General features: G+C 63.8%; 22 protein-coding genes. 6 read left to right on the plus strand and 16 right to left on the minus strand.

The window, feature by feature from the left end; genetic code table 11:
- Positions 1-140 precede the first annotated feature (140 nt).
- The 8 genes from dapA to LDZ28_RS08750 all read right to left on the minus strand — a co-directional run bounded on the left by dapA (position 141) and on the right by LDZ28_RS08750 (position 7,105).
- Entirely contained in the window at positions 141-1,046 is a 906-nt protein-coding gene (gene dapA, locus LDZ28_RS08715) for a 4-hydroxy-tetrahydrodipicolinate synthase (protein WP_244825579.1), read from the minus strand.
- A 63-nt stretch (positions 1,047-1,109) separates the two neighbouring features.
- Positions 1,110-1,706, minus strand: coding sequence for a bifunctional 2-polyprenyl-6-hydroxyphenol methylase/3-demethylubiquinol 3-O-methyltransferase UbiG (locus tag LDZ28_RS08720; RefSeq protein WP_244825580.1), 597 nt, complete (start codon positions 1,704-1,706; stop codon positions 1,110-1,112).
- On the minus strand, positions 1,706-2,908 hold the full coding sequence (locus tag LDZ28_RS08725; protein ID WP_244825581.1) for a tryptophan--tRNA ligase: 1,203 nt from the start codon (positions 2,906-2,908) through the stop codon (positions 1,706-1,708). Before LDZ28_RS08725 ends, LDZ28_RS08720 begins: the two co-directional genes overlap by 1 nt.
- A gap of 4 nt (positions 2,909-2,912) precedes the next feature.
- Complete coding sequence (locus LDZ28_RS08730) at positions 2,913-3,578, minus strand: site-2 protease family protein (RefSeq protein ID WP_244825582.1); 666 nt, start codon at positions 3,576-3,578, stop codon at positions 2,913-2,915.
- Positions 3,579-3,683: 105 nt separating this feature from the next.
- Positions 3,684-4,313 carry an L-threonylcarbamoyladenylate synthase gene (locus LDZ28_RS08735; protein WP_244825584.1) on the minus strand — a complete coding sequence of 210 codons (630 nt, stop codon included), beginning with the start codon at positions 4,311-4,313 and terminating at the stop codon, positions 3,684-3,686.
- A gap of 107 nt (positions 4,314-4,420) precedes the next feature.
- A complete protein-coding gene (locus LDZ28_RS08740) occupies positions 4,421-5,263 on the minus strand; it encodes a 3',5'-nucleoside bisphosphate phosphatase (RefSeq protein WP_244825586.1) in 843 nt (280 codons plus the stop codon).
- A 76-nt stretch (positions 5,264-5,339) separates the two neighbouring features.
- Positions 5,340-6,224, minus strand: coding sequence for an alpha/beta fold hydrolase (locus LDZ28_RS08745; RefSeq protein ID WP_244825588.1), 885 nt, complete (start codon positions 6,222-6,224; stop codon positions 5,340-5,342).
- A 35-nt stretch (positions 6,225-6,259) separates the two neighbouring features.
- Complete coding sequence (locus LDZ28_RS08750) at positions 6,260-7,105, minus strand: ferritin-like domain-containing protein (protein ID WP_244825590.1); 846 nt, start codon at positions 7,103-7,105, stop codon at positions 6,260-6,262.
- Positions 7,106-7,349: 244 nt separating this feature from the next.
- Between LDZ28_RS08750 and LDZ28_RS08755 the strand changes: the two genes are divergently transcribed.
- From LDZ28_RS08755 to LDZ28_RS08765, 3 genes are all read left to right on the plus strand, one after another.
- The gene (locus LDZ28_RS08755; RefSeq protein WP_244825592.1) at positions 7,350-7,874 is read left to right on the plus strand and encodes a gamma carbonic anhydrase family protein; all 525 of its coding nucleotides are present in this window, start codon (positions 7,350-7,352) and stop codon (positions 7,872-7,874) included.
- Between the two features lie 57 nt (positions 7,875-7,931).
- Positions 7,932-8,885 (plus strand): Hsp33 family molecular chaperone HslO, encoded by a 954-nt coding sequence (gene hslO / locus LDZ28_RS08760; protein ID WP_244825594.1) that lies wholly within the window; start codon positions 7,932-7,934, stop codon positions 8,883-8,885.
- 144 nt (positions 8,886-9,029) lie between these two features.
- Positions 9,030-9,386 carry a hypothetical protein gene (locus LDZ28_RS08765; RefSeq protein ID WP_244825596.1) on the plus strand — a complete coding sequence of 119 codons (357 nt, stop codon included), beginning with the start codon at positions 9,030-9,032 and terminating at the stop codon, positions 9,384-9,386.
- A 97-nt stretch (positions 9,387-9,483) separates the two neighbouring features.
- On the opposite strand, the gene ftsB is transcribed toward LDZ28_RS08765, so the two are convergent.
- From ftsB to LDZ28_RS08805, 8 genes are all read right to left on the minus strand, one after another.
- On the minus strand, positions 9,484-9,948 hold the full coding sequence (ftsB, locus tag LDZ28_RS08770; RefSeq protein ID WP_244825598.1) for a cell division protein FtsB: 465 nt from the start codon (positions 9,946-9,948) through the stop codon (positions 9,484-9,486).
- A gap of 108 nt (positions 9,949-10,056) precedes the next feature.
- Positions 10,057-11,340, minus strand: coding sequence for a phosphopyruvate hydratase (gene eno / locus LDZ28_RS08775; RefSeq protein ID WP_244825600.1), 1,284 nt, complete (start codon positions 11,338-11,340; stop codon positions 10,057-10,059).
- A gap of 367 nt (positions 11,341-11,707) precedes the next feature.
- Positions 11,708-12,562: a 3-deoxy-8-phosphooctulonate synthase gene (kdsA, locus tag LDZ28_RS08780; RefSeq protein ID WP_244825602.1), complete on the minus strand. Its 855-nt coding sequence runs from the start codon at positions 12,560-12,562 to the stop codon at positions 11,708-11,710.
- Positions 12,559-14,253 (minus strand): CTP synthase, encoded by a 1,695-nt coding sequence (locus LDZ28_RS08785; protein WP_244825604.1) that lies wholly within the window; start codon positions 14,251-14,253, stop codon positions 12,559-12,561. Before LDZ28_RS08785 ends, kdsA begins: the two co-directional genes overlap by 4 nt.
- Before the next feature lie 219 nt (positions 14,254-14,472).
- Complete coding sequence (locus LDZ28_RS08790) at positions 14,473-17,112, minus strand: ComEC/Rec2 family competence protein (RefSeq protein ID WP_244825606.1); 2,640 nt, start codon at positions 17,110-17,112, stop codon at positions 14,473-14,475.
- Positions 17,113-17,198: 86 nt separating this feature from the next.
- On the minus strand, positions 17,199-17,987 hold the full coding sequence (locus LDZ28_RS08795; protein ID WP_244825607.1) for a TatD family hydrolase: 789 nt from the start codon (positions 17,985-17,987) through the stop codon (positions 17,199-17,201).
- 23 nt (positions 17,988-18,010) lie between these two features.
- Complete coding sequence (gene lolD / locus LDZ28_RS08800) at positions 18,011-18,721, minus strand: lipoprotein-releasing ABC transporter ATP-binding protein LolD (protein ID WP_244825608.1); 711 nt, start codon at positions 18,719-18,721, stop codon at positions 18,011-18,013.
- On the minus strand, positions 18,714-19,967 hold the full coding sequence (locus LDZ28_RS08805; RefSeq protein ID WP_244825609.1) for a lipoprotein-releasing ABC transporter permease subunit: 1,254 nt from the start codon (positions 19,965-19,967) through the stop codon (positions 18,714-18,716). The genes lolD and LDZ28_RS08805 overlap by 8 nt, the downstream gene beginning before the upstream one ends.
- Before the next feature lie 248 nt (positions 19,968-20,215).
- Between LDZ28_RS08805 and LDZ28_RS08810 the strand changes: the two genes are divergently transcribed.
- From LDZ28_RS08810 to prfB, 3 genes are all read left to right on the plus strand, one after another.
- Positions 20,216-21,304, plus strand: a complete 1,089-nt coding sequence (locus LDZ28_RS08810) for a regulator (protein WP_244825610.1) — start codon at positions 20,216-20,218, stop codon at positions 21,302-21,304.
- Between the two features lie 12 nt (positions 21,305-21,316).
- Positions 21,317-23,020 carry a single-stranded-DNA-specific exonuclease RecJ gene (gene recJ / locus LDZ28_RS08815; RefSeq protein WP_244825611.1) on the plus strand — a complete coding sequence of 568 codons (1,704 nt, stop codon included), beginning with the start codon at positions 21,317-21,319 and terminating at the stop codon, positions 23,018-23,020.
- Positions 23,021-23,105: 85 nt separating this feature from the next.
- Positions 23,106-24,210, plus strand: a protein-coding gene (gene prfB, locus LDZ28_RS08820; protein ID WP_244825612.1) for a peptide chain release factor 2 whose coding sequence is annotated in 2 segments (ribosomal slippage) — positions 23,106-23,186 and positions 23,188-24,210 — 1,104 coding nt in all. Because the reading frame shifts where the segments join, the coding sequence is not laid out codon by codon here.
- Positions 24,211-24,260 lie beyond the last annotated feature (50 nt).

Genomic DNA, 24,260 nt, shown 5'->3' on the forward strand with positions numbered 1-24,260 from the left:
CTCGCGTCGTTCCCGCGTTATTCGTGCGGGCCGACGGGGCCAATGAACGGCGGTTGATGACTGATGAAGTGGCTCATTTCGATCACTTGTGGCGGTGCTGGCGTCTCGATGATTTCGATAAGGTCGCCCGCCGCGCCCGATCAGGCGAGCAGCCCGGTTTCGCGCAACGCGTCGCGCACCACGTCGTGGTAGCGCTCGTCGAGCGGCGTGAGAGGCAGACGAATGCCGCCTTCCATGCGGCCGACCGCTTGCAGCGCCCACTTGGCCGGAATCGGATTCGCTTCGCAGAAGAGTTGCTTGTGCAGCGACAGCAAGCCGAGATGGATACGGCGTGCGGTGATGGCGTCGCCTTCGAGCGCGGCGCGGCACAACTGGCTCATGGCCTTCGGCGCGACGTTGGCCGTCACCGAGATGTTGCCGTGGCCGCCGAGCAGCATGAGCGCGATGGCGGTGGGATCGTCGCCGCTATAGATCGAGAAATGCGCCGGCGCGTGCTTGATGAGATGCGCCGCACGATCGATATTGCCGGTGGCTTCCTTCACGCCGATGATGCCCGGCACTTCGGCAAGACGCAGGATGGTCTCGTTGCTCATGTCGGCCACGGTGCGGCCCGGCACGTTGTAGAGGATCACCGGCAGGTCGACGGCTTCCGCAATCGCGCGGAAGTGGCGGTACATGCCCTCTTGCGTCGGCTTGTTGTAATACGGAACGACTTGTAGCGTGGCATCGGCGCCGACCTTTCTGGCCTGCTTCGACAGCTCGATGGCCTCTGCCGTCGAATTGCCGCCCGCGCCCGCGATGATCGGGAAGCGCTTGGCCGTATGCTCGACGGCCGTCTGCACCATCAGCACGTGTTCTTCCACCGACAAGGTGGCGGACTCGCCGCTCGTTCCGACTACGACCAGTCCATTCGAGCCTTCCGCGACGTGCCAGTCGATCAGCTTTCGAAACGCCGGCAAATCGAGACTACCGTCCTCGTGCATCGGTGTGACGATGGCAGGAATGCTGCCGCGGATCTGGATGCCGCCAAGTGTTCCGTTTGTCATGAAACTCTATGAATTTAATCGAAAATTTAGTCGCAAAAAGCGCGATACCGCGATTGTAGCGGATTAGCCGGTCAATTCGTAACGTGGCCAACCCGAGGGTGTGTTACCGGTTGTGTCTTCAATCGCGCCGGCTTTTGCGGGCTCTGGAACGAGTACAGCGCAGATTCGTTGCACGAAGGCTGGATGCGGAGCATCGACGAAACCGTCTTCATACGCGATCACGCGCAGACGGCCGCGCACGGCTTCGAGCAACTCGCCAGGTTCGAGCAGAAACGCAGGATTGGACGGTTTACCGACGGTTTGGTTGCCGGCCGCGAAGGTTTCGTAGATGAGCGCGCCGCCCGGCGCGAGCGCATGAATCAGATGCGTGAAAAGCGGACGATGCAGATAGCGCGTAACGACGACCGCCCCGAACGTCCGGTCGCCAGCCAGCGGCCACGGCGCGCCTTCGAGATCGGCGCACAACGTCGCGATGTCGGGAAGCGCGGACATGGAGGCGAGCGCATCGGCGTCACGGTCGACGGCCAGTACCGCGTGCCCGCGCGCGGCGAGCCAGCGCGCGTGGCGTCCGCTTCCGGATGCGACATCGAGCACCGAAGCGCCGGGCGCAATGAGATGCGCCCAGCGCGTGACCCAACCGCTCGGCGTGCCAGCGTCCATCAGTTGTAGGACAGGCCCATTGCCTCGCGTACGTCGCGCATGGTTTCGACGGCGAACTTGCGTGCCTTGTCGCAACCGTCCGCGACGATGGCGCGCAACAGCGAAGGATCGTCCATGTACTTCTGCGCGCGTTCGAGCATGGGCTGCTGCTCGCGCAAGATGCCTTCGATCACCGGTTGCTTGCAGTCGAGGCAACCGATTCCCGCGCTACGGCAGCCCTTTTGCACCCACTCGTGCGTGGCTTCGTCGGTATAGACCTGATGCAGTTGCCAGACCGGGCACTTGTCCGGATCGCCCGGATCGGTGCGGCGCACGCGAGCCGGATCGGTCGGCATGGTGCGCACTTTCTTCGCGATGGTCTCGGCGTCCTCACGCAAGCCGATGGTGTTGCCATACGACTTCGACATCTTCTGGCCGTCGAGACCCGGCATGCGCGACGCTTCCGTCAACATCACTTGCGGCTCGACGAGAATCAGCTTGCGCGCGCCTTCCAGATAGCCGAACAGGCGCTCGCGATCGCTCATCGATAGGCTCTGCGATTCCTGCAGCATCGCGCGGGCTTGTTCGAGCGCTTCGTCATCGCCTTCCTGTTGATACGCCACGCGCAATTCGTGATACAGCTTCGCGCGCTTGCCGCCCAGCTTCTTCGCGGCTTCGAGCGCCTTCTCCTCGAAATCCGGTTCCTTGCCGTACAGGTAGTTGAAGCGGCGCGCGATCTCGCGCGTCATCTCCACATGCGGCACCTGATCTTCGCCGACCGGCACGAGCGAGGCGCGATACAGCAGAATGTCCGCCGCCATCAGCACCGGATAGCCGAGAAAGCCGTAAGTGGAGAGATCTTTCTCGCGCAGCTTTTCGATCTGTTCCTTGTAGGTCGGCACGCGTTCCAGCCAGCCGAGCGGCGTGCCCATGCCGAGCAGGAGCGACAGTTCCGCATGCTCCGGCACGCGGCTCTGAATGAAGAGCGTGGCCTGCGCCGGGTCGATACCCGACGCGAGCCAGTCGATCAGCACTTCCCAGACGTTTTTCTCGATGACCTCGGGCGTCTCGTAGTGCGTCGTGAGCGCGTGCCAGTCGACCACGGCGAAGAAGCACGGGTATTCGGACTGTAGCCGCACCCAGTTTTTCAGCACGCCGTGATAGTGGCCGAGATGCAGCGAGCCGGTCGGCCGCATGCCGGAGAAGATACGGTCAGGGAACATGGTTTTATGGGAATAGTGAAGCGAAGGGATTCAGTATGGCCGATACCGCCGCGTAACCGACGCCGACGAGCGGACTCAGCCAGTAGCGTGTGAGCACGCCCGTCACGACCAGCGCCATCACGATGAAGAAACCGTAAGGTTCGAGCTTCGAAAACGCGATCGACGCGCGTACCGGCAATAGCGCCATGAGCACGCGGCCGCCATCGAGCGGCGGCAGCGGAAAGAGATTGAGCACGCCGAGCACGAGATTCACGCCGACGCCAGCGGCCGCCATGCGCGTGAAGAACGGTTCGTCGACATTGAAAGCCGCGAGCAGCACCGCGATCACGCCCCACAGGAGCGCCTGCACGAAGTTGCTACCGGGACCCGCCGCTGCGACCCAGAGGCTGCCCCAGCGCGGATTGCGCAGATTGCCGAAGGCCACCGGCACCGGTTTCGCGTAGCCGAACATGAACGCGCCGCTCGTCACGAAATACAGCACGATGGGAATCACGATAGTGCCGATGGGATCGATATGCCGCATCGGGTTCATCGAGACACGGCCGAGCACGTAGGCCGTGTTGTCGCCGAGCAGACGCGCGGCGTAGCCATGCGCGGCCTCGTGCAGGGTGATCGCGAAGATCACCGGGAGCGCGTAGACCGCGATGGTTTGTATCAGGGAAGCATCCATAGGGCGGTATTGTATCAAGCAGGCAGGCGAGAGCAGACGAAGGCGGCGCGATGCCAAGCGCCGCGCCGGCGGTTTGTGGAGGATTTAAGCGCGTGGACGAAAAACTTATGCGGCGAGACCGAACGGTTCCAGACTACCGCGTCCCGCGCGCACGAGCACGGGTTCGCCGCCGGAAAGATCGATGACCGTCGAGGGTTCGGCCGGGCAAGCGCCTGCATCGATCACGAGTTCGATCTGCTTTTCGAGCCGTTCGCGGATCTCCTCTGCGTCGTTGAGCGGTTCCGTGTCGGGCGGCAGGATCAGCGTGGAGCCAAGCAGCGGCTGCCCCAGCGCTTCGAGCAGCGCCAGCGTGATGGCGTGATCCGGCACGCGCAGCCCGATTGTCTTGCGCGACGGATGCGACAGCCTGCGCGGCACTTCCTTGGTCGCCTGCAGCACGAACACATAAGGGCCCGGCGTCACGGACTTGATGAGCCGGTACTGCGTGTTGTCGACCATCGCGAAATTCGACAGCTCCGAGAGATCGCGCACGAGCAGCGACAGCAACTGCTTGTCGTCGATCCCACGAATCCGGCGCAGACGTTCGACCGCCGTCTTGTCGTCGAGATGGCAGGCGAGCGCGTAGCTCGAATCGGTCGGCAGCGCGACGATCCCGCCATCGCGAATGATCTGCACGGCCTGATTGATGAGCCGCGGCTGCGGATTGTCGGGGTGAATCCGAAAAAATTGAGACATACGATGCCTTCTTGTTCGCTCGTGCCCGCAACGCCACGCGAGCGCCCAGGCGTGCCGCGCGTACGGAAAATTCGGATGACGCAGGGAGCACGAGCCGTGCGGACGCCTTACAGCCAACGCTCCCAAACCGGCGTGAGATCGTCCGGCAACGGCGGCAACTGACCGAGATCGACGCGCCCTTCCCCCGCGCCGTGGAAGTCGGAACCGCGCGAGGCTTCGAAGCCGTAACGACGCGCGACATCCGCATATTCGCGATACTGATCCGGCGTGTGGCTGCCGGTGACGACCTCGATGGCGCGGCCGCCGAGCTGGATGAATTCGTCGAAGAGCGCGGCGAATTCGAGCGGGCTGTAATCGTAACGCCCCGGATGCGCGATGATCGGCTCGCCGCCCGCGTTGCGAATCCATTTCACCGTGTCGGCGAGTTTCGCCCAGCAGTGGCCGACGTAACCCGGCTTGCCCTCGCCGAGATAGCGCGCGAACACGTCGGACGTGGTCTTGGCGTAGCCTTCTTCCACCAGGAAGCGCGCGAAATGTACGCGCGAAATCATGTCGGGGTCCTCGGCATGGCGCAGCGCGCCTTCGTGCGCGTTCGGAATACCGACTGCCGCCAACGCTTCGCCGATCGCCACGCCGCGCGCCGCGCGGCCGTTACGCGTGGCTTCGAGCCCGCGCTGCAGTTCCGCGTTTTCCGGATCGACATTCATGCCGACGATGTGAACCGTGCGCCCCGCCCACGTCACCGAAATCTCGACGCCCGGCAAATAGCCCATGCCGAGCGCCTCGGCCGTCTCGCGCGCTTCGCGCTGGCCGCCGAGCTGATCGTGATCGGTGAGCGACCATAATCCGACGCCGCCGGCGTGCGCGCGCGCCGCGACCTGCGCAGGCGCGTACTGGCCGTCGGAGACGGTGGAATGGCAGTGCAAATCGGCGTTGATCGTCGGCTTCATGATTTTTAACATTTTACTGTAACGGCATGACGTGCTGGTGATGCCGTTGCGCCTGGCTGCGCGTCAGCGTGCACATTCACGCGCAGAACGCTTCGATGAGCGCGGCGACTCGCTCGGGTTGATCGTGATGAACCATATGCCCCGCTTCATCGATGATTTCCTCGCGCCAGTCGGCAAACGCCTCGAAGCGCGTCTTGAACTCGGCAATCGGCATTTTTCCGGCGAAACCCGCGAGCGTGGGCGAATCCTTCGCCTCGACGTGCAGCACGGGCGCCTGAACACGCTTCCAGACCGCCGACACCTCATCGAGCCGATACAACGTAGGACCACGCAGCTTGTGTGCCGGGTCGGCGAGCAAATGAAATTGCCCGTCGGCTTCCTGCCGTGACCAGTGCTGCGCAAGAAACCGCGCGCGTGCAGGCGCCAAGCGCGGATTGGTGCGGATCAGCCGATCGGCGACTTCATCGAGCGTCGCATAGCTGCGCAGTTGTGGCGGCGCGCGCAGGTCGTCGAGCCATGTAGCGATACGTCCGGGCGCCTGCGCCGGATGCGCCGCGGGCAGCCCAAAGCCTTCGAGATCGACGACGCGGCGTACCCGCTCCGGCCGCACGCCCGCATAGAGCAGCGCGAAGTTCGCGCCCATGCTGTGGCCGATCAGGTTCACTTTGCCGACGGGATCGAAATGGTCGATGAGCGCTTCGAGGTCCGCGAGATAGTCCGGAAAATAGTAATGGCCGCCGCCCTTCTCGGCCACCGGCCAGTCCGACAGCCCGAAGCCGCGTGCGTCGGGCGCGAGCACTTGCCAGTCGCCCTTGAGCGCATCGACGACGAACTGGAACGATGCCGCGACGTCCATCCAGCCGTGCAGCATGAAAAGCATGGGCGCGTCGGGCGAGCCCCAGCGGCGCACGTGCAGACGCACGCCGCGCGCATCGACGAATTCGGAGCGCGATTCTTTCATGGTCGGTGTCGCATTCGAAAAAGATGATCGTTCGATTATAGCGACGGGTTCTCGTCCAGCCCGGCGAGCGCGCGCAGCTCGGCCTCGTCGAAGCCCGCGTCGCGACGCGCCTCGAAGTTGAACGGGCCACGCAATTTCGGCGCGTGATACTGCTTCGCAAGACGCTCGTAAGTGGGATGCGGATCGAGACTCGCCGCGTCGCAGAGAAAACGGAACCAGTGGTTGCCGATCAGCACATGACCGATCTCATCGCGCAGGATTACATCGAGAATCGCTGCCGACGCTTCGTCGCCCGCCTGCGCGAGACGCTTGCGAATGGGCGGCGAGGCATCGAGACCGCGCGCTTCGAGCGTGCGCGGCACGAGCGCCATGCGCGCCAGCACGTCGGCGCGGGTGCGCTCGGCCATTTCCCACAAGCCGTCGTGAGCGGGAAAATCGCCGTAGACGTGGCCGAATTGCGCCAGACGCGCGGTTAGCAGCGAGAAGTGATGCGCCTCCTCCGCCGCGACCTTCAGCCAGTCGATGTAGAACGCCGTGGGCATCGAAGGAAAGCGCCACACGGCATCGAGCGCCAGATTGATCGCGTTGAATTCGATGTGCGCAAGCGCGTGCAGCAGCACCGCGCGCCCCGCGTCGGATTGCATGCTGCGGCGCTTGAGCGATGACGGCTCGACGAGTTCCGGCGCCTCGGGACGGCCGGGCAAGTGGTCCGGTTCGTCGAGCGCGACTTCCGGGTCGATGCGCGCCGCACGGCACAGCACGCGCTCGTACAGCGTGCGGGCGTCGCGCGCTTTCGTCACCGGATCGCGCTCGCGGAGAATGGCGAGCGCCGCGCGGCGCATGCAGGCATCGTCGGTGAAGGAAGTCGGAACGTTTTGCATGATGCTCGGTTAAGCGAAAGACGCCAGGAAGCGAATGCGGCCGGCGCGAAGGACGTTTCGGCGCAACCGGCTAAAATGGTAATCCCGGCGCACGCACGACACGCCGAAAGCAATAATCCGCGCGGTCAACCAATTGGACAAGGCGCGGAACGACATACGACAAAGGCGCGCATTGTAGCCCTCGCGCGGCCCGACGCGGCAACGAGCGCATCCCACCCTTCGAAGACAACGCCCAGGAGACACAGTGGCCATCTACAAACTCGGCGACGACGCCCCCACCATCCACGAAAGCGTCTTTCTCGCGGATACCGCGACGATCATCGGTCAGGTGACGCTCGAGGAAAATGCCAGCGTGTGGTTCGGCGCGACGCTGCGCGGCGACAACGAACCGATCGTCGTCGGTCACGGCAGCAACGTGCAGGAAGGCGCGGTGCTGCACGCGGACCCGGGCTTTCCTCTGACGATCGAAAACGACGTGACCGTCGGACATCAGGCCATGCTGCACGGCTGCACCGTAAAGGAAGGCTCGCTGATCGGAATTCAGGCGGTGGTCTTGAATGGTGCGGTAATCGGCCGCAACTGTCTGGTTGGCGCGGGCGCCATCGTCACCGAAGGCAAGGTTTTTCCGGACAACACGCTGATTCTCGGCGCACCCGCCAAAGCGGTGCGGGAAATCGGCGAAGCGGATATCGCCCGCATGCGCGGAGCCACGGCGAGCTACGCGGACCGGCGCGAATTCTACAAGGCGCAGCTCGTGCGCATCGGTTGAGCGGCTCATCCGCTTATCGAAGACGGCGCGTCTCGTCTCATCACCCAAGGAAGAGTTGTGAACGACCAGTTGCAAAAATTCATGTTCAATGCGGCGCCCGTGCGCGGCGAGATCGTCTCGCTGCGCAATACGTGGCAAGAAGTGCTCGCGCGCCGTTCGTATCCGCAAGCGGTGCGCAATGTGCTCGGCGAGATGATGGCCGCGTGCGCGCTTCTGTCGGCGAACCTCAAGTTCGACGGCACGCTCATCATGCAGATATATGGCGACGGCCCCGTGAAAATGCTGGTCGTGCAGTGCAATTCGAATCTGTCGCTGCGCGCCACGGCCAAGCTTTCCGATGACGCGAACGAACAGCAGCTCGACGGCGACATGTCGCTTGCCGATTTGCTCAACCGCAATGGCCAGGGGCGCTGCGTCATCACGCTCGACCCGAACGACAAGAGGCCGGGACAGCAGCCGTATCAGGGCATCGTGCCGTTGTCGGGCGAGCACGGGCCGCTTACGTCGATGTCGGAAGTGCTCGAACACTACATGCATCACTCCGAGCAGCTGGACACGCGCATCTGGCTCGCGGCCAACACCGACCGCGCCGTCGGCGTGCTGCTGCAGAAGCTCCCGGGCGATGGCGGGATCGTGCCGCATCCGGGCGAACACGACGCCGATACTTGGCAGCGCGTGTGTCATCTCGGCAGCACGCTTTCCGCCGAGGAATTGCTGAAGGAAGAACCCGAGACGGTGTTCCGGCGACTTTTCTGGCAAGAGAACGTGCAGCACTTCGAGCCTGCGCCCGCGCGCTTCCAGTGCAGCTGCTCGCGCGAAAAGGTCGGCGGCATGCTGAAGATGCTCGGCCGCGAAGAGGTGGACAGCGTCATCAAGGAGCGCGGCAGCGTCGAGGTTCACTGCGAGTTCTGCAATCAACGCTACGAGTTCGACCCGGTGGACGTTGCGCAACTTTTTGTCGCAAAAGAGCTCTCACAAGGGGTGAGCCCGGCGCCCGGTCAGCGGCACTGAGCCTTGCGGCGCCTGGGTTTGCGCGGGATTGGCGAGGGCATCTGCCGATCCGGCGCGGCTTTTGCATCGGTTGATGCATCAAGCTTGCCGCACGGTATGATTTTCACCCCGCAGAACTCAGTACCGGCCCGCTGGAGGTCGCAAATGAAAACCGCAACGCTCAACTGGAAACTTTCGTCGTGCCTCTTGGGCTTGGCGCTCGTCGCTGGCTGCACGATGGACCCGCCCGGCCCTTCGCCAATCTACAGCCGCTTGCCCAACACGCCGCTGCCCCCGCAAGAGACGCTCACGCCCGAGCAGCAGATGGCGCGCTATAACGCCATCGACAAACAGGCGCTGAACGAATCGCAGAAGGCTGCGAGCATAGGCAACGACGCCAAGATGATGTCCAATTACTACACGCCCCCCGTCACGGTCTACGGCGGCTATTCCAGCGGCGGCTGGGGTGGCGGTCCTTACTGGGGCTCGGGTATAGGCATCGGCACCGGCTATTCCTGGTAACGGCGAATCCCGCGCAAACCAGGCGCACATGAAAAATGGCGCGGTCGAAATATCGACTGCGCCATTTTTTATTTTGCCGAGAAAAACGAAAAGCCGCTCAGTTAGCCGCGCCCTGCTTCTTCTTCGCTTCGGCGGCCTTTTCCTTCTGCATTTTCTTGTCCGCGTCGCGCATTTCCTGCTTCGAGCGCGAAACCGGATTCGGCACCACGCGCAACGGCGCCGCCGAGACTTGCCCGCGCGTCGAACCGTTCATGCCGGGCACGTTCGCCGAGTTGACAGGCGCGTTGGAGTTCGGCGCGACGAATTGCACGAACACCTCGCTGTCCTTCACCATGCCCATCTCATAGCGCGCGCGCTCTTCGACAGCCGCGGTGCCGCTTTGCAGATCCTGCACTTCACCCTGAACGCGCTCGTTGCGCAGCTTCAGATTCGTGTTCTTGTCGCTTTGCTGCGCGAGCTGCTGCTGCAATTCATGCACGCGAAGCCAGCCGCCGTGTCCCCACCACAACGGGTATTGGATCAGCGCCAGTAACAAGACCAGAACGACAGTTACGAGCCGCATTCGAGTAGCCGAAATAAGCGCCGCCCGGCAACCTCTATTGACGTCGAGGCCGTGGGCGGCGGGCTGAAAATAAGACTAACGTTCTTATCGACTAAAGCGGCAAAAGCTTTAGCGGAGGTTATAGAACGCCGACTTGCCGGGGTAGCTTGCGATATCGCCGAGGTCTTCCTCGATACGCAGCAACTGGTTGTACTTCGAGATGCGATCGCTGCGCGACAGCGAACCGGTCTTGATCTGGCCGGCGTTCAGACCGACGGCGATATCCGCGATGGTCGAATCTTCCGTCTCGCCCGAACGGTGCGAGATGACCGCCGTGTACGACGCGCGCTTCGCCATTTCGATCGCCGCGAAGGTTTCGGTGAGCGTGCCGATCTGGTTGATCTTGATGAGGATCGAGTTGGCGATACCCTTGTCGATGCCTTCCTTCAGGATGCGCGTGTTGGTGACGAAGAGGTCGTCGCCGACGAGCTGAATCTTCTTGCCGAGGCGATCGGTCAGCGTCTTCCAGCCGTCCCAGTCGCTTTCGTGCATGCCGTCTTCAATGGAGACGATCGGGAACTTGTCGGCGAGCGTCGCCAGATAGTCCGAAAATTCGCCGGACGACAGTTGCAGACCTTCGCCGGCCAACTGGTACTTGCCGTCGTGGTAGAACTCACTTGCCGCGCAATCGAGCGCGAGCAGCACGTCTTCACCGGCGCGATACCCCGCTTTTTCGATAGCCTGCAGGACGGTCGAGAGACACTCGTCGTTGCTGCCGAAGTTCGGCGCAAAGCCGCCTTCGTCGCCCACTGCCGTGCTCATGCCGCGATCGGCCAGAATCTTCTTCAACGCGTGGAACACTTCGGCGCCGCAACGCAGGGCTTCGCGAAAGGTCGGCTGGCTTACCGGCACGATCATGAATTCCTGGATGTCCAGGCTGTTGTTCGCGTGCGCGCCGCCGTTGACGATGTTCATCATCGGCACCGGCAGTTGCATGGCGCCCGAGCCGCCGAAGTAGCGATACAGCGGCAGTCCCGCTTCCTCGGCTGCGGCCTTCGCAACCGCCATGGAAACGGCGAGCATTGCGTTCGCGCCGAGTCGCGACTTGTTTTCGGTGCCGTCGAGTTCGAGCAGCGTCTTGTCGAGGAATGCCTGCTCCGAGGCGTCGAGACCCATGATGGCTTCGGAGATCTCGGTGTTGATGTGTTCGACTGCCTTCAGGACGCCCTTGCCGCCATAGCGGCCGGCTTCGCCGTCGCGTAGTTCGATGGCTTCGCGCGAGCCCGTCGATGCACCCGACGGCACCGCTGCGCGGCCCATCGTGCCCGACTCGAGCAATACGTCGCATTCGACGGTCGGATTGCCTCGCGAATCGAGAATCTCGCGGCCGATGATATCTACGATAGCACTCATGGTTTCCTCAAATTGACGATGAATTCTGTCAGTCACAGCGATGCTTCGCGCGTCCAGGTTCGCGCGCGACGGCTTCGCTTGAGACACCTTCCACGGCCATCAGGTTCATTCCGTGGCGCTTGCCCGCGTGTTACCGCGCGAGCCTGGCGCCAGCGACGATCGAACCGTCTGGCACTGTCGAAATCGATGGTCCGCACATGAAACCGGCTGCATGCGTTTTGCTGCGGCCGCGGCGCGTTTGACAAGCCCTCGTGCCGCCAGGCCTTGCACGCCCATCTCCTCTTATGTTGTCACTCCGCGTGACTATTTTTAAGACACGGACGCCGTGAAGGCGACGCCCGCTTTCCTGCCTGAAGCGATTTGACGATCAGCTGAAGTCGTTTTCGAGAAACGGACCGCTCTTGACCGCGCGATCCAGCGCGACGAGCGTTTCGAGCAACGCTTCCATGCGATGCAGCGGCACCGCGTTCGGGCCGTCCGACTTCGCGCACGCGGGATCGGGATGCGTCTCCATGAAAAGCCCGGACACGCCCACGGCCACCGCCGCGCGCGCCAACACCGGCACGAACTCACGCTGGCCGCCCGAACTCGTGCCTTGCCCGCCCGGCAACTGCACCGAATGAGTTGCGTCGAACACGATAGGCGCGTTGGTCTCGCGCATGATGGCGAGCGAGCGCATATCGGACACGAGGTTGTTATAGCCGAACGACACGCCGCGCTCGCACGCCATGAAGCGGTCTTCCGAAAGACCGGCTTCACGCGCCGCGTCGCGCGCCTTGTCGATCACGTTCTTCATGTCGTGCGGCGCGAGGAACTGGCCTTTCTTGATGTTGACCGGTTTGCCCGAACGCGCGCACGCATGGATGAAGTCGGTCTGACGGCACAGGAACGCGGGCGTCTGCAGCACGTCCACGACCGATGCCACCGCTTCGATCTCGTGCTCGGCGTGCACGTCCGTCAGGACCGGCAAGCCGAGTTGCTTCTTCACTTCGCCGAGAATACGCAAGCCTTCATCCATGCCGAGGCCGCGAAACGACTTGCCCGAGCTGCGGTTCGCCTTGTCGTAGGACGACTTGTAGATGAACGGCACGCCAAGCTTGTCGGTGATTTCCTTGAGACGCCCGGCGACGTCGATAGTCATCTGCTCCGACTCCACCACGCAGGTTCCCGCGATCAGGAAGAACGGCTTGTCGAGTCCCGCTTCGAAGTGACACAGCTTCATGCTTGCGCTCCTGCCGTGGCCGCGGCCTGCGTGGTGCTCGCGCCGCCAGCCGTGAGACTATGCGCGCGCGCCGCTTCGACGAATGCCTTGAAGAGCGGATGCCCGTCGCGCGGCGTGGACGTGAATTCCGGGTGGAACTGGACGCCGACGAACCACGGATGCTGTGCTTGCGGCAACTCCATCATTTCGGGCAGATCCTCGCTCGGCGTACGGGCGCTGATGATAAGTCCGCCGGCTTCGAGCTGGGGCACGAAACGGTTATTGACCTCATAACGGTGACGATGACGTTCGTTCACATCCGTGCCGTAAATACGCTCGGCCATCGTACCGGGCTTGATCGGGCACTTTTGTGAACCGAGACGCATGGTGCCGCCGAGATCCGATTCCTCGCTGCGCTTTTCGACGCGGCCCGCACGGTCGTACCACTCGGTGATGAGCGCGACGACAGGATTGGTCGTGTCGGCATTGAACTCGGTGCTGTTGGCGTCGGCGAGACCGGCGACGTCGCGCGCGAACTCGATGACCGCGAGCTGCATGCCGAGACAGATGCCGAGATAAGGCGTCTTCGACTCGCGCGCATAGCGGATTGCCTTGATCTTGCCTTCCGTGCCGCGACGCCCGAAACCGCCCGGCACCAGCACGGCGTCGAGATGCTTGAGACCGTCCGCGCCTTCGGCTTCGATCTGCTCGGAGTCGATATATTCGATGTTGACCTTGGTCGACGTATGAATGGCGGCGTGACGCAGCGCTTCGATCAGCGACTTGTACGACTCCGTCAGTTCGACGTACTTGCCCACCATGCCGATGGTCACTTCGTTCTTCGGATGCTCGAGTTTTTCGACGAGATCCGACCACATTTTCAGGTTGGCCGGCGGCGGCGAGAGCTTCAACTCGTTGCAGACGATTTCGTCGAGGCCCTGATCGTTCAGCATCTGCGGAATCTTGTAGATGCTGTCGACGTCCCACACCGAGATGACCGCTTCCTCATGCACGTTCGAGAAGAGCGAGATCTTCTGGCGCTCGTCGTCGGGGATCGGGCGGTCGGCGCGGCAGAGAAGCACGTTCGGATAGATACCGATTTCACGCAGCTTCTGCACGCTGTGCTGCGTGGGCTTGGTCTTCAGCTCGCCCGCAGTGGCGATGAACGGAACCAGCGTGAGGTGGATGAAGCACGCGCTGTTGCGGCCCATGCGCAGGCTCATCTGACGCGCGGCTTCGAGGAACGGCAGCGATTCGATGTCACCCACCGTGCCGCCCACTTCGACGATTGCCACGTCAGGCTGCCCGCACGTCGCCGCGGCGGCGCCGCGTTCGACGAAAGCCTGAATCTCGTTGGTGATGTGCGGAATGACCTGCACCGTCTTGCCGAGATACTCGCCGCGACGTTCCTTGCGGATCACCGATTCGTAGATCTGGCCCGTGGTGAAGTTGTTGGCCTTGCGCATCTTCGTGCTGATGAAGCGCTCGTAATGGCCGAGGTCGAGATCGGTCTCGGCGCCGTCTTCGGTCACGAACACTTCCCCGTGCTGGAACGGGCTCATCGTGCCGGGGTCGACGTTGATGTAAGGATCGAGCTTGAGGAGGGTGACTTTCAGACCGCGCGATTCGAGGATCGCGGCGAGGGAGGCGGCGGCAATACCCTTGCCAAGGGAAGAAACTACGCCGCCGGTGACGAATACATATTTGGTCATCGCTAGATGCTCGCGGGAAAAACGGATTATACCGTAAAGGCACGCACCCACCCAGAGGATCGGCGGCGCAAATGCCCTGCATCGGTGCGCGCCTCGGCGATGCTCGCGATGTCTGTCGCGGGCGGTGCGAACGCCCGTTTCAGCACAAACATACGATCATGCGCCGCACCGCGCGATACGTGCATGCGCGCGGACGATGTCCGGCGAACGGCGCCTCGTTCAGCGATTCATCCAGTAGCGCAAGTGAGTGTGCCGGAAGCGTTCGAGCACGATCTCTTGCCCGAAGTCGATCCGCGCCGCGCCGTCTTCATCGCTTCGCGACAGCGCGATCTCGCGCAACTGATAGCGCGCATAAACGGTCGGGTTCGGATGATGAAAACGGTTGAGATAGCCCATCTGAAATATCGCGGCGAGCGGCTTCACGGAGTCGAGAAACGGTTCGGTCGATGACGTGCGGCTGCCGTGATGCGGCGCGATCAGCACGTCCGCGTGCAACGCCGCGCGATCTCGCGCGATGAGCGTGCGTTCGTCGCCTGCCTCGATATCGGCGGTGAAAAGCGCGCTGCGGCCTTCCGCGTTCGTCACCTTCATCACGCAACCTTGATGATTCGGCTTGCCGGTAAGCGGCCCGGCATCCGGCCAGAGCATGCTGAAGTCCACGCCGTCCCACGTCCAGTGCTGACCTGCCGCGCAGCGCAGCCTCTCGGCGCCGCGCGCGCGTGCAAGCGACCACAGCAGGTCGCTTGCGGGCAGCGACGCGAGCAGTTGCTCGACCGCGATGCCTTGCAGCACTGCGGGCGCGCCGCCTGCGTGGTCCGAATCGGAGTGACTGATGACGAGCGTATCGAGCGAGCGGATGCCCGCCGCGAGCAGATACGGCGCGACGATACGTTCGCCCGCGTGCGTCGATTCGGGGCCGGGACCGGCATCGAAAACGAGCGTATGACGACGGGTTTCGACGACGAGCGACGAGCCTTGCCCGATGTCGAGCGCGGTCACGCGAAACTCGCCATACGGCGTCACGTGATTCGCGGATGCGAGAAGCGGCAGCCACGTGAGCGGCGCGGCAAAGCGCAACGGCCAGCCGCGCGGCGCGAGCGCCCACGCGACGCCCACGCATGCGGCGGCGAGCGCAAAGGCGCCGGGTTGCGGCAAGTGCCAGAGCGGTGAATTCGTCGTGGCCGCGAGGCGGGCGAGCGCATCGATCATGATGCTCAACGATGCGTGCGCGAAATGGAGCGCGGGGGCGTCCAACGGCGCGGGAAGGATCAGTCCCGCGAGCGTCGCGGGCGTCACGAGCACGCTGACCCAGGGAATCGCGAACAAGTTGGCCAACGGGCCGATGAGCGGTATCTGCGAGAACCAGTAGATGGTCAGAGGCGCGAGCGCGAGTGTCACGGCGTATTGCACGCGCAGGCTCGACAAGGCGTGACGACGTCCATTCGATGCGGCACGGCGGCAAGTTCCGGTGAGCTTTTGGAAAGCACCGGGGCTTGGGTTGATCACGCGTCGCGCCTGTTCGAGCGGCGTGGTATGTGCCGGGGACGCGATCGGCACGCGAGCGCTGTCGTTACTCTCGTCACGCACGAGCGCGGCGGGCTGGCCGCGCGCCGCTTTCGAGCTCGTCCTTAAATTCGCTTGCTGCCGGCCAGCGTCGGGATCCGGCGGCTCCCGCGCCTCCATCTCCCGCGCGATCGTCTCTGCATCTTCCACCACCCTCACCGCTTGCCGCCCCACCGACGCGATGCCATGCAGAATCGCCGCGACCGCGCCGAACGAAAGCCAAAATCCGGGTGACGTCACGGCCCACGGATCGGCAAGCAGCACGAACGCGAGCGCCCAGCAGAACACCAGCGAAGAAGCCGGCCTTCGTCCGCCGATAAATCCGATGCCGAACACGACCAGCATCCACAGCACGCGTTGCGCGGGCACGTTGAAACCGGCGAGCGCCGCATAGCAGGACGCGAAGATTGCCGCGCCCAAGGCCGCGATTTTCGGCGCGGATACCCACAGCGGCGCCGCCATGCCACGCAGCCGCATGCGCTTCCATGCGACGCCGCACAACAACGCCGCGAGCCCCGCCACGAAGCCGATATGCAGCCCCGAAATCGCAACGAGATGGCTCGTGCCGGTCGCGCGCATGATGGCCCAGTCGCTATCGCTTACCGATGACTGCGCGCCCACCGCCAACGCCACGATGATCCCCCGATGGGGCGCATCCGCGAGCACGGTCTCGATGCGTCCGCGCAAACGCGCACGCATGCGCTCTATCGCGAGCAGCGGCCCGCGCGCATCGACACGCAAACGCCGTGGCGCCCGCACGTTCGACACCGCGCCCGTTGCGCGAATATTGCGTTCGAGCAAAGCGACTTCGCTGTCGCGCAGCCCGAAGTTCGCGTTGCCGTGCGCACGCTTCAAACGCGCGTAAAGCGTCCAGCGCTGACCCGGCACGAGCGTCGGCGGCGCGTTGGCGTGGCCTCGCTCGGCGGGCATCCACAGCAATCTGACGATGCGCGGAAAGTCTCGCAACCCCGCGCCATTCGATTCGACTTCGAACAGAAACCGCACGCCGTCCGTCTGAGCCTCGGGCAGACCGCGCACGAAGCCGGTCAACGCGATATCGCGTTGTTCGTAAGCAACCGGCAGATGCGCCTTCAGTCGCACGTCGGCGCGCAACGCGGCATAGGCGAAACCGAATGCGAACGCGGCCAGGACGAATGCCACACGCCGGCGGGCCCCACTCGCACCGATGCCGCAAAGGCACAGCGAAGCGCAGAACCACGCCAACCACGACGGCAATTGCGCCTGCTGTTGTAACCACCAGACGCCCGCCGCGAAACCGAGCAATATCGCGCGCACCTATCCTCACCCACACGTTCGATCAAAGCGAACGCATCCGCATCGGAAAACCGAGTCATCCGAAGCAATGCGAAACCTGCGAACGATTATGCAGAGGCAAGCGCGAGCCGGGGCAATGCGCGATGCGCGTTAGCCGTTGTGCCGATGGCAAGCGCGTTTTCATCGATGCCGCGCAACTCGGCCAGCACCTTCGCGATACCCGGAACCTGGTCCGGCGAATTGCGCCCCTTGTAGCGCCAGGAAGGCGCGATATCGGGCGAATCGGTTTCGAGAACGATGGCTTCGAGCGGCAAGTCGCTGGCCAGACGGCGGATCTGTCGCGCGCGCTCGAACGTCAGATTGCCGCCGAAACCGAGATGCATGCCTTGCGCGATGAACGCCTCGGCCTGCTGAAAACTGCCGTTGAACGCATGCGCGATTCCGCATCGGACGGCATGCACGCGCAAGCCCTTCAGCACCTTGTCCTGCGACTTGCGTACATGGCAGATCACCGCGAGATCGAACTCGCGCGCGAGCTTGAGTTGCTCGTTGTAGAAGAACTGCTGGCGCGCGTCGTCGAGCGTGGGCACGAAGTAATCCAGCCCGATTTCGCCGATGCCGACGAACAACGGATCGTCGAGACTCGCCTCGATCTTCTTGCGCAGAACGCGCAGATCGTCCTCCCGCGCGCCCGGCGTGAAAAGCGGATGGATGCCGAGCGCGTACGCCCCGCCCGCGATGCCATGCGCCAGATCGCGCACGGTGTCGAAGTTGCCGCGATCCACACCCGGAATCACGATGCGCGACACGCCCGCGCCGAGCGCGGCATCCGCGACGGCGGCGCGGTCCGCGTCGAACTCCGAGGCATCGAGATGGCAGTGCGTATCGATCCACATGGCGTCCTCCGCGGCGCGCGTGATTACACCGGCACGGACGGCTCTTCGTGCAGCACGCCGTCGCGCAGGCGCATGATGCGGTCGCATCGCGCGGCCAGATCGGGGTCGTGCGTGACGATCACGAAGCTCGTCGAAAGCGTCTGCGACAGTTCCAGCATCAGATTGAAGACCGTGTCGGCGGTGCCGCCGTCGAGATTGCCGGTCGGTTCATCGGCGAGCACGCACGCCGGATGCGTGACGAGCGCCCGCGCAATGGCCACGCGCTGGCGCTCGCCGCCCGACAGTTCGCCCGGCCGATGCTTCGCGCGATGCCCGATGCCCACGCGCTCCAGCATAACCATCGCTTCGCGGCGCGCCTCGTCTTCCGGCATGCGGCGAATGCGCAGCGGCATCGCCACGTTATCGAGCGCGGTGAATTCCGGCAGCAGATGATGGAACTGATACACGAAGCCAAGCGCGCGATTGCGCAACTCGTTGCGCTCCTTTTCCTTCAACTGCGTGAACGGCTTGCCGAGCAGCGAAACCTTGCCCGCGCTCGGTTCGTCGAGGCCGCCGAGCACATGCAGCAAGGTGCTCTTGCCCGATCCCGACGCGCCCACGATGGCGAGCTTCTCGCCGCGCCGCACTTCCAGTTGCGCGTTGTCGAGCACCTGCACGTTGAAGCCGCCCTGCACGAAAGTCTTCGAGATGGAAGACGCGTGCAACACGATATCGTTCTGGTTCAAGTCACTCATAGCGCAGCGCCTCCGCCGGACGAACCTTGGAACCGCGCCAGCTCGGATACAGCGTAGCCAGCGACGACAACAGGAACGCGATGACGCCGATCTTCATGACATCGCCCGGGACGAGTTCGGACGGCAGTTCGCTGATGAAATAAACCGAAGGCGGCAGAAACTGCACGTTGAAGAGATGCTCGATCATCGGCACGAGCCACGGAATGCTCCATGCGACGAGACAGCCGAACGTCACGCCGAGCGCCGTACCGATGAAGCCGATCGTCACGCCCTGCACCACGAAGATCTTCATGATCGATCCTGGCTGCGCGCCGAGCGTGCGCAGGATGGCGATATCGGCTTGCTTGTCGGTGACGGTCATCACGAGCGACGAGACAAGATTGAACGCCGCCACCGCGATGATCAGCGTGAGGATGATGAACATCATCCGCTTTTCGATCTGCACGGCGGAGAACCACGTCTTGTTCTGCTGCGTCCAGTCGCGAATATACAAGTCGCCCGAGAGCGTGTGCGCGAGTTGCCGCGCGACTTCGGGCGCGCGCTGCATGTCCTTCAGCCGCAGCCGCACGCCGGTTGGCGCAGGCAGGCGGAATAGCGCCTCGGCATCGCGAATGGAGATGAGCGCGAGCGTCGAATCGTATTCGTAGTGGCCCGACTCGAAGATGCCGACCACCGTGAATTGCTTGAGTCGAGGCATCATGCCGGCCGGCGTGATCGTGCCTTCGGGCGCGACGAGCGTGATCTTGTCGCCGGTCATCACGCCGAGATTGGTCGCGAGATCGCGTCCGAGCACGATGCCGAATTCGCCCGGCCTCAAGTCCGCGAGCGCGCCCGAGCGCATTTCCTTGCCGATGTCCGACACTTCCGGTTCCAGCGATGGCTCCACGCCACGCAGCGCCACGCCGCTCACCGCGCCTTGACGCGTAAGCAGCGCCTGGGCTTCGACATAGGGCGCCGCGCCAAGCACTTCCGGATTGCGGCGCGCTTCCTGCGCGGTCACTTGCCAGTTGGGCATGGAACCGGTCGGCGAGAAGATCTCCACGTGCGCGAGCACGGAGAGCATGCGGTCGCGCACCTCTTTCTGGAAGCCGTTCATGACCGAGAGCACGACGATCAGCGCGGCGACACCGAGCGCGATGCCCGCCATCGACACGAGCGCGATGAAGGAGATGAAGCCGTTGCCTGTGGTGCGTTTGCTGGCGCGCGTGTAGCGCCAGCCTATCTGCCATTCATACGGGAGTTTCAAGCGAATCCTTTCTTCTACGGTTGCTGCATTGCCGTCGTTGCTTGCGGCTTCGGTTTTGCGCTTCTCTCTTGATTACGCACATGCGCGACTAGCGGATGCAGCGCGACGCGAGCGCGAAATTGGCGAAAGTTTGCCATATTAGGACAATTCAAAGGCGCGGCGCAGGTCCGATCGATGTCCGGCGACGAAGAAATCGCTTCTTCCAGCGCGATGGCGAGCACCGATGCCGCGTGCGCCTTTGCCCTACAATGCCGACCATCATGCCCGTTTCCGACCTCCATCTTCTGCTCCCCTTCGCGCTGCCTGCCGCAGCAGACGCCGCCACCGCGCTACACGGGCTGCAAAGCGCGGCGCTCGACAAACTCCTCGCGCGCGCGACGCTGGAAGAACGGGTGATCGGCGAAGACTTTCAGCGCACGCTGCCGCACGAGCGCTGGATTGCGCAACGTTTCGATGCCGCCGCGCCAAACTCCGACGAAGCGCCGCTCGCACCCTACATGCTCCTCGCCGATGGCGGCACGCCCGGCGATGCGCTCTGGGCGTGTATCGAGCCGGTTCATGTGCGTATCGCGCACGACCATCTCGTGCTCATCGATCCGGCCACGCTCGGCGTGCGCACGGAAGAAGCCCGCACGCTCTTCGATACGGCGCGGCCCGTGATCGAAGACCTCGGCATCACGCTGCAAGCGCCCACGCCGTTGCGCTGGTATGTGTCGGGCGGCGCGCTGGGCGCGCTCGCGGGCGCGTCGCCGTTGCGCGCGACGGGACGCAACATCGAAATCTGGTTGCCGCACGAAGCCCGCACGGGCGAACGTTCGCGCGCTTGGATGAAGTTGCAGAACGAAATCCAGATGGCGTGGTTCGAACATCCGGTCAACGAAGAACGCGAGTCGCGCGGCCTGCCTGCGATCAACTCCATCTGGCTGCACGGACAAGGCACGCTGCGTCCGGTCAAGAGCCCGTTCGCCCGCATCATGTCCGACGCCGCCGCCACGCGCGGTCTCGCGCTCGCCTCGAACATCGCGCCCGAAGCGCCAGCCGACTCTTTCGCCGCGCTCGCCAACGGGCGAGAAGCGCAAGAAGGCACGACGCTCGTCGAACTCGATCCGTTCTCGGCGCCGTTCATCGAACAGGACTGGGCGCGCTGGAACGACTCGTTGCAGGCGCTCGAAACCGCGTGGTTCGCGCCCGCGCTCGACGCGCTCGCGAACGGCACGCTCAAGAAACTCGGTATCACGCTCTGCGGCGATACAGGCTCGGTGACGCTCGGCGTCACGCGCTCGGACTTGCGCAAGTTCTGGCGACGCCGGCCGATCGCAGCGCTTTTCATCGAATAGGTCACTGACAGCATGACGCGTATCGTTACCCGCGCCGCCTCCCCCGCCGATGCCGAAGCCCTCGCGCGCCACGGCCTGCACCCCGTCATCGCGAGGCTGTATGCGTCGCGCGGCGTCACATCGCCCGACGAAATCGAAACCGAGTTCAAGCGCCTGCACGCGCCCGTCGGCCTGAAGGGTTGCGATGCCGCCGCCGTCGTTCTCGCCGATGCGCTCGCAGCGAACAAGCGCATGCTCGTCGTCGCCGATTACGACTGCGACGGCGCGACCGCCTGCGCCGTCGCCGTGCGCGGGCTGCGCATGTTCGGCGCGGACATCGATTATCTGGTTCCGAACCGCTTCGAATATGGCTACGGGCTCACGCCGGAGATCGTCGAACTGGCGGCGCGTTCGCCACGCGGCGTACCCGATCTTCTGATCACGGTCGATAACGGCATTGCCAGCGTGGATGGCGTCGCGGCCGCCAATGCGCTCGGCATGGAAGTCGTCGTCACCGACCATCACTTGCCCGGCGACGAGTTGCCCGCCGCGCGCGCGATCGTCAATCCGAATCAGCCGGGCTGCGCGTTTCCGAGCAAATGCATCGCGGGCGTGGGCGTGATGTTCTACGTGCTGCTCGCGCTGCGCGCCGAACTGCGGCGTCGCGACACCTATGGCGATGGCCGCCCCGAACCGCGTCTCGACGGCCTGCTCGATCTGGTCGCGCTCGGCACCGTCGCGGATGTCGTGAAGCTCGACGCCAACAATCGCATTCTCGTCGCGCAGGGTTTGAAGCGGATTCGCTCGGGCCGCATGCAGCCGGGCATCGCCGCGCTTTTCCGGGCCGCGAGCCGCGATGCGCGCACCGCTTCCGGCTTCGATCTGGGCTTCGCGCTCGGACCGCGTCTGAACGCGGCGGGACGGCTGTCGGACATGTCGCTCGGCATCGAATGCCTGACGACCGACGATATCGGCCGCGCGTGGGAACTCGCGCAACAACTCGACGGCATGAACCGCGAGCGCCGCGAGATCGAAGCGGGCATGCAGCAGCAGGCGCTCGCCGAATTGCAGACGCTCGACCCCGGCGAGCGCGCCACGCTCACGCTCTACGACGCGAGCTGGCATCAGGGCGTGATCGGCATCGTCGCGGGGCGGCTGAAGGAGCGGTTTCATCGGCCGTCTTTCACCTTCGCGCACGCCGACGACAGCGGCGTGCTCTGCAAAGGCTCCGGCCGCTCGATTCCGGGCTTTCATCTGCGCGACGCCGTCGATCTCATTTCGAAGCGCGAACCCGGTCTCATCCACAAATTCGGCGGTCACGCAATGGCGGCGGGCCTCACGCTCGCCACCGCCGACATTCCGCGCTTCACGGCCGCGTTCGAGGCCATCGGACGCGAATGGCTGACGGCCGACGCGCTTTCACGCACCATCGAAACCGATGGCGAACTGGAGGACGCGTATTTCACGCCGCAATTCGTCGAATTGATCGACGCAGCCGTGTGGGGACAAGGCTTTCCGGCGCCCACGTTTTCCGGCGAGTTCGAGGTCGCGTCGCAGGCGCTCGTCAAGGACAAGCATCTGAAGCTGCAACTTCTGCGCGGGCGCCAGCGCTTCAACGCGATCTGGTTCAACCATGTCGACCCGCTCCCGGCGCGCGCGACGGTCGCTTACCGGCTCGTCAGCGATTCATGGAACGGCGTGGCGCGCGTGCAGCTGATCGTCGAACACGCGGGCTGAAAACCCGCCGGAACGGCCCGCTCGAAGCGGGAAAACCCGGTCGATCGGCTATAATTGCACCTTTTTACGAAGCCGAAGATCGACAATGGAAGCGGAACGTCTCAACGCGATCGAAAGCCTTCTGGCCGACCTGCGCCGTCGCGCGGGCGAGCTACGGGGGTATCTTTGACTACGACGCCAAGTCAGCGCGTCTAGCCGAAGTCAACAAAGAACTCGAAGACCCGAACGTCTGGAACGACTCGAAGAACGCGCAAGCGCTCGGTCGTGAGAAGAAGCTGCTGGACGGCGTGGTGTCGAAACTCACCGCGCTTGACAACGACCTGCGCGACGCCAGCGATCTCTTCGAGATGGCGCACGAGGAAGGCGACGAAGAAACGCTCGTCGCCTGCGAAACCGACGCGGAAGCACTGCGAGTGCGCGTCGAAGACACGGAATTTCGCCGGATGTTCTCGAACCCGGCCGACCCGAACAATTGCTTCATCGACATCCAAGCGGGCGCGGGCGGCACCGAGGCGTGCGACTGGGCGTCCATGCTGCTGCGCCAGTATCTTCGCTATTGCGAACGCAAGGGCTTCAAGACCGAAGTGCTCGAGGAATCCGAAGGCGACGTCGCCGGCATCAAGAGCGCGACCATCAAGGTGGAAGGCGAATACGCCTACGGCTATCTGCGTACCGAGACGGGCATTCACCGCCTCGTGCGCAAGTCGCCGTTCGACTCGTCGGGCGGGCGGCATACGTCGTTCTCGTCGGTGTTCGTGTATCCGGAAATCGACGATTCGATCGAGATCGAAATCAATCCCGCCGATATCCGCACGGACACGTATCGCGCTTCGGGCGCGGGTGGCCAGCACATCAACAAGACCGACTCCGCGGTGCGTCTCACGCACGCGCCGACCGGCATCGTCGTGCAGTGCCAGAACGACCGCTCGCAGCACCGCAACCGCGCGGAAGCCATGCAGATGCTGAAGGCGCGTCTCTACGAATTCGAGATGCGCAAGCGCCAGGCCGAACAGGACAAGCTCGAATCGAGCAAGACCGATGTGGGCTGGGGCCATCAGATCCGCTCCTATGTGCTCGACCAGAGCCGCGTGAAGGACCTGCGCACCAGCGTGGAAATGAGCAACACGCGCGCCGTGCTCGACGGCGACCTCGACGACTTCATCAGCGCGAGCCTGAAACAGGGCGTTTGAGTTTCGCGGCGCGGATCCCGGCTTTCGGTATCCGCGCTTTCGTTTGCCCC

Origin of the sequence: Caballeronia sp. TF1N1 (assembly GCF_022878925.1) — a bacterium.
Classification (GTDB): domain Bacteria; phylum Pseudomonadota; class Gammaproteobacteria; order Burkholderiales; family Burkholderiaceae; genus Caballeronia.

Coding starts and splice junctions, on each gene's coding strand:
- LDZ28_RS08720 (WP_244825580.1), bottom strand. CDS start 1,706: ATGGACGCTGGCACGCCGAGCGGTTGGGTCACGCGCTGGGCGCATCTC.
- LDZ28_RS08725 (WP_244825581.1), bottom strand. CDS start 2,908: ATGTTCCCTGACCGTATCTTCTCCGGCATGCGGCCGACCGGCTCGCTG.
- dapA (WP_244825579.1), bottom strand. CDS start 1,046: ATGACAAACGGAACACTTGGCGGCATCCAGATCCGCGGCAGCATTCCT.
- LDZ28_RS08735 (WP_244825584.1), bottom strand. CDS start 4,313: ATGTCTCAATTTTTTCGGATTCACCCCGACAATCCGCAGCCGCGGCTC.
- LDZ28_RS08810 (WP_244825610.1), top strand. CDS start 20,216: ATGCCGACCATCATGCCCGTTTCCGACCTCCATCTTCTGCTCCCCTTC.
- recJ (WP_244825611.1), top strand. CDS start 21,317: ATGACGCGTATCGTTACCCGCGCCGCCTCCCCCGCCGATGCCGAAGCC.
- ftsB (WP_244825598.1), bottom strand. CDS start 9,948: ATGCGGCTCGTAACTGTCGTTCTGGTCTTGTTACTGGCGCTGATCCAA.
- LDZ28_RS08740 (WP_244825586.1), bottom strand. CDS start 5,263: ATGAAGCCGACGATCAACGCCGATTTGCACTGCCATTCCACCGTCTCC.
- lolD (WP_244825608.1), bottom strand. CDS start 18,721: ATGAGTGACTTGAACCAGAACGATATCGTGTTGCACGCGTCTTCCATC.
- LDZ28_RS08730 (WP_244825582.1), bottom strand. CDS start 3,578: ATGGATGCTTCCCTGATACAAACCATCGCGGTCTACGCGCTCCCGGTG.
- kdsA (WP_244825602.1), bottom strand. CDS start 12,562: ATGAAGCTGTGTCACTTCGAAGCGGGACTCGACAAGCCGTTCTTCCTG.
- LDZ28_RS08795 (WP_244825607.1), bottom strand. CDS start 17,987: ATGTGGATCGATACGCACTGCCATCTCGATGCCTCGGAGTTCGACGCG.
- LDZ28_RS08750 (WP_244825590.1), bottom strand. CDS start 7,105: ATGCAAAACGTTCCGACTTCCTTCACCGACGATGCCTGCATGCGCCGC.
- eno (WP_244825600.1), bottom strand. CDS start 11,340: ATGAGTGCTATCGTAGATATCATCGGCCGCGAGATTCTCGATTCGCGA.
- LDZ28_RS08745 (WP_244825588.1), bottom strand. CDS start 6,224: ATGAAAGAATCGCGCTCCGAATTCGTCGATGCGCGCGGCGTGCGTCTG.
- LDZ28_RS08765 (WP_244825596.1), top strand. CDS start 9,030: ATGAAAACCGCAACGCTCAACTGGAAACTTTCGTCGTGCCTCTTGGGC.
- LDZ28_RS08785 (WP_244825604.1), bottom strand. CDS start 14,253: ATGACCAAATATGTATTCGTCACCGGCGGCGTAGTTTCTTCCCTTGGC.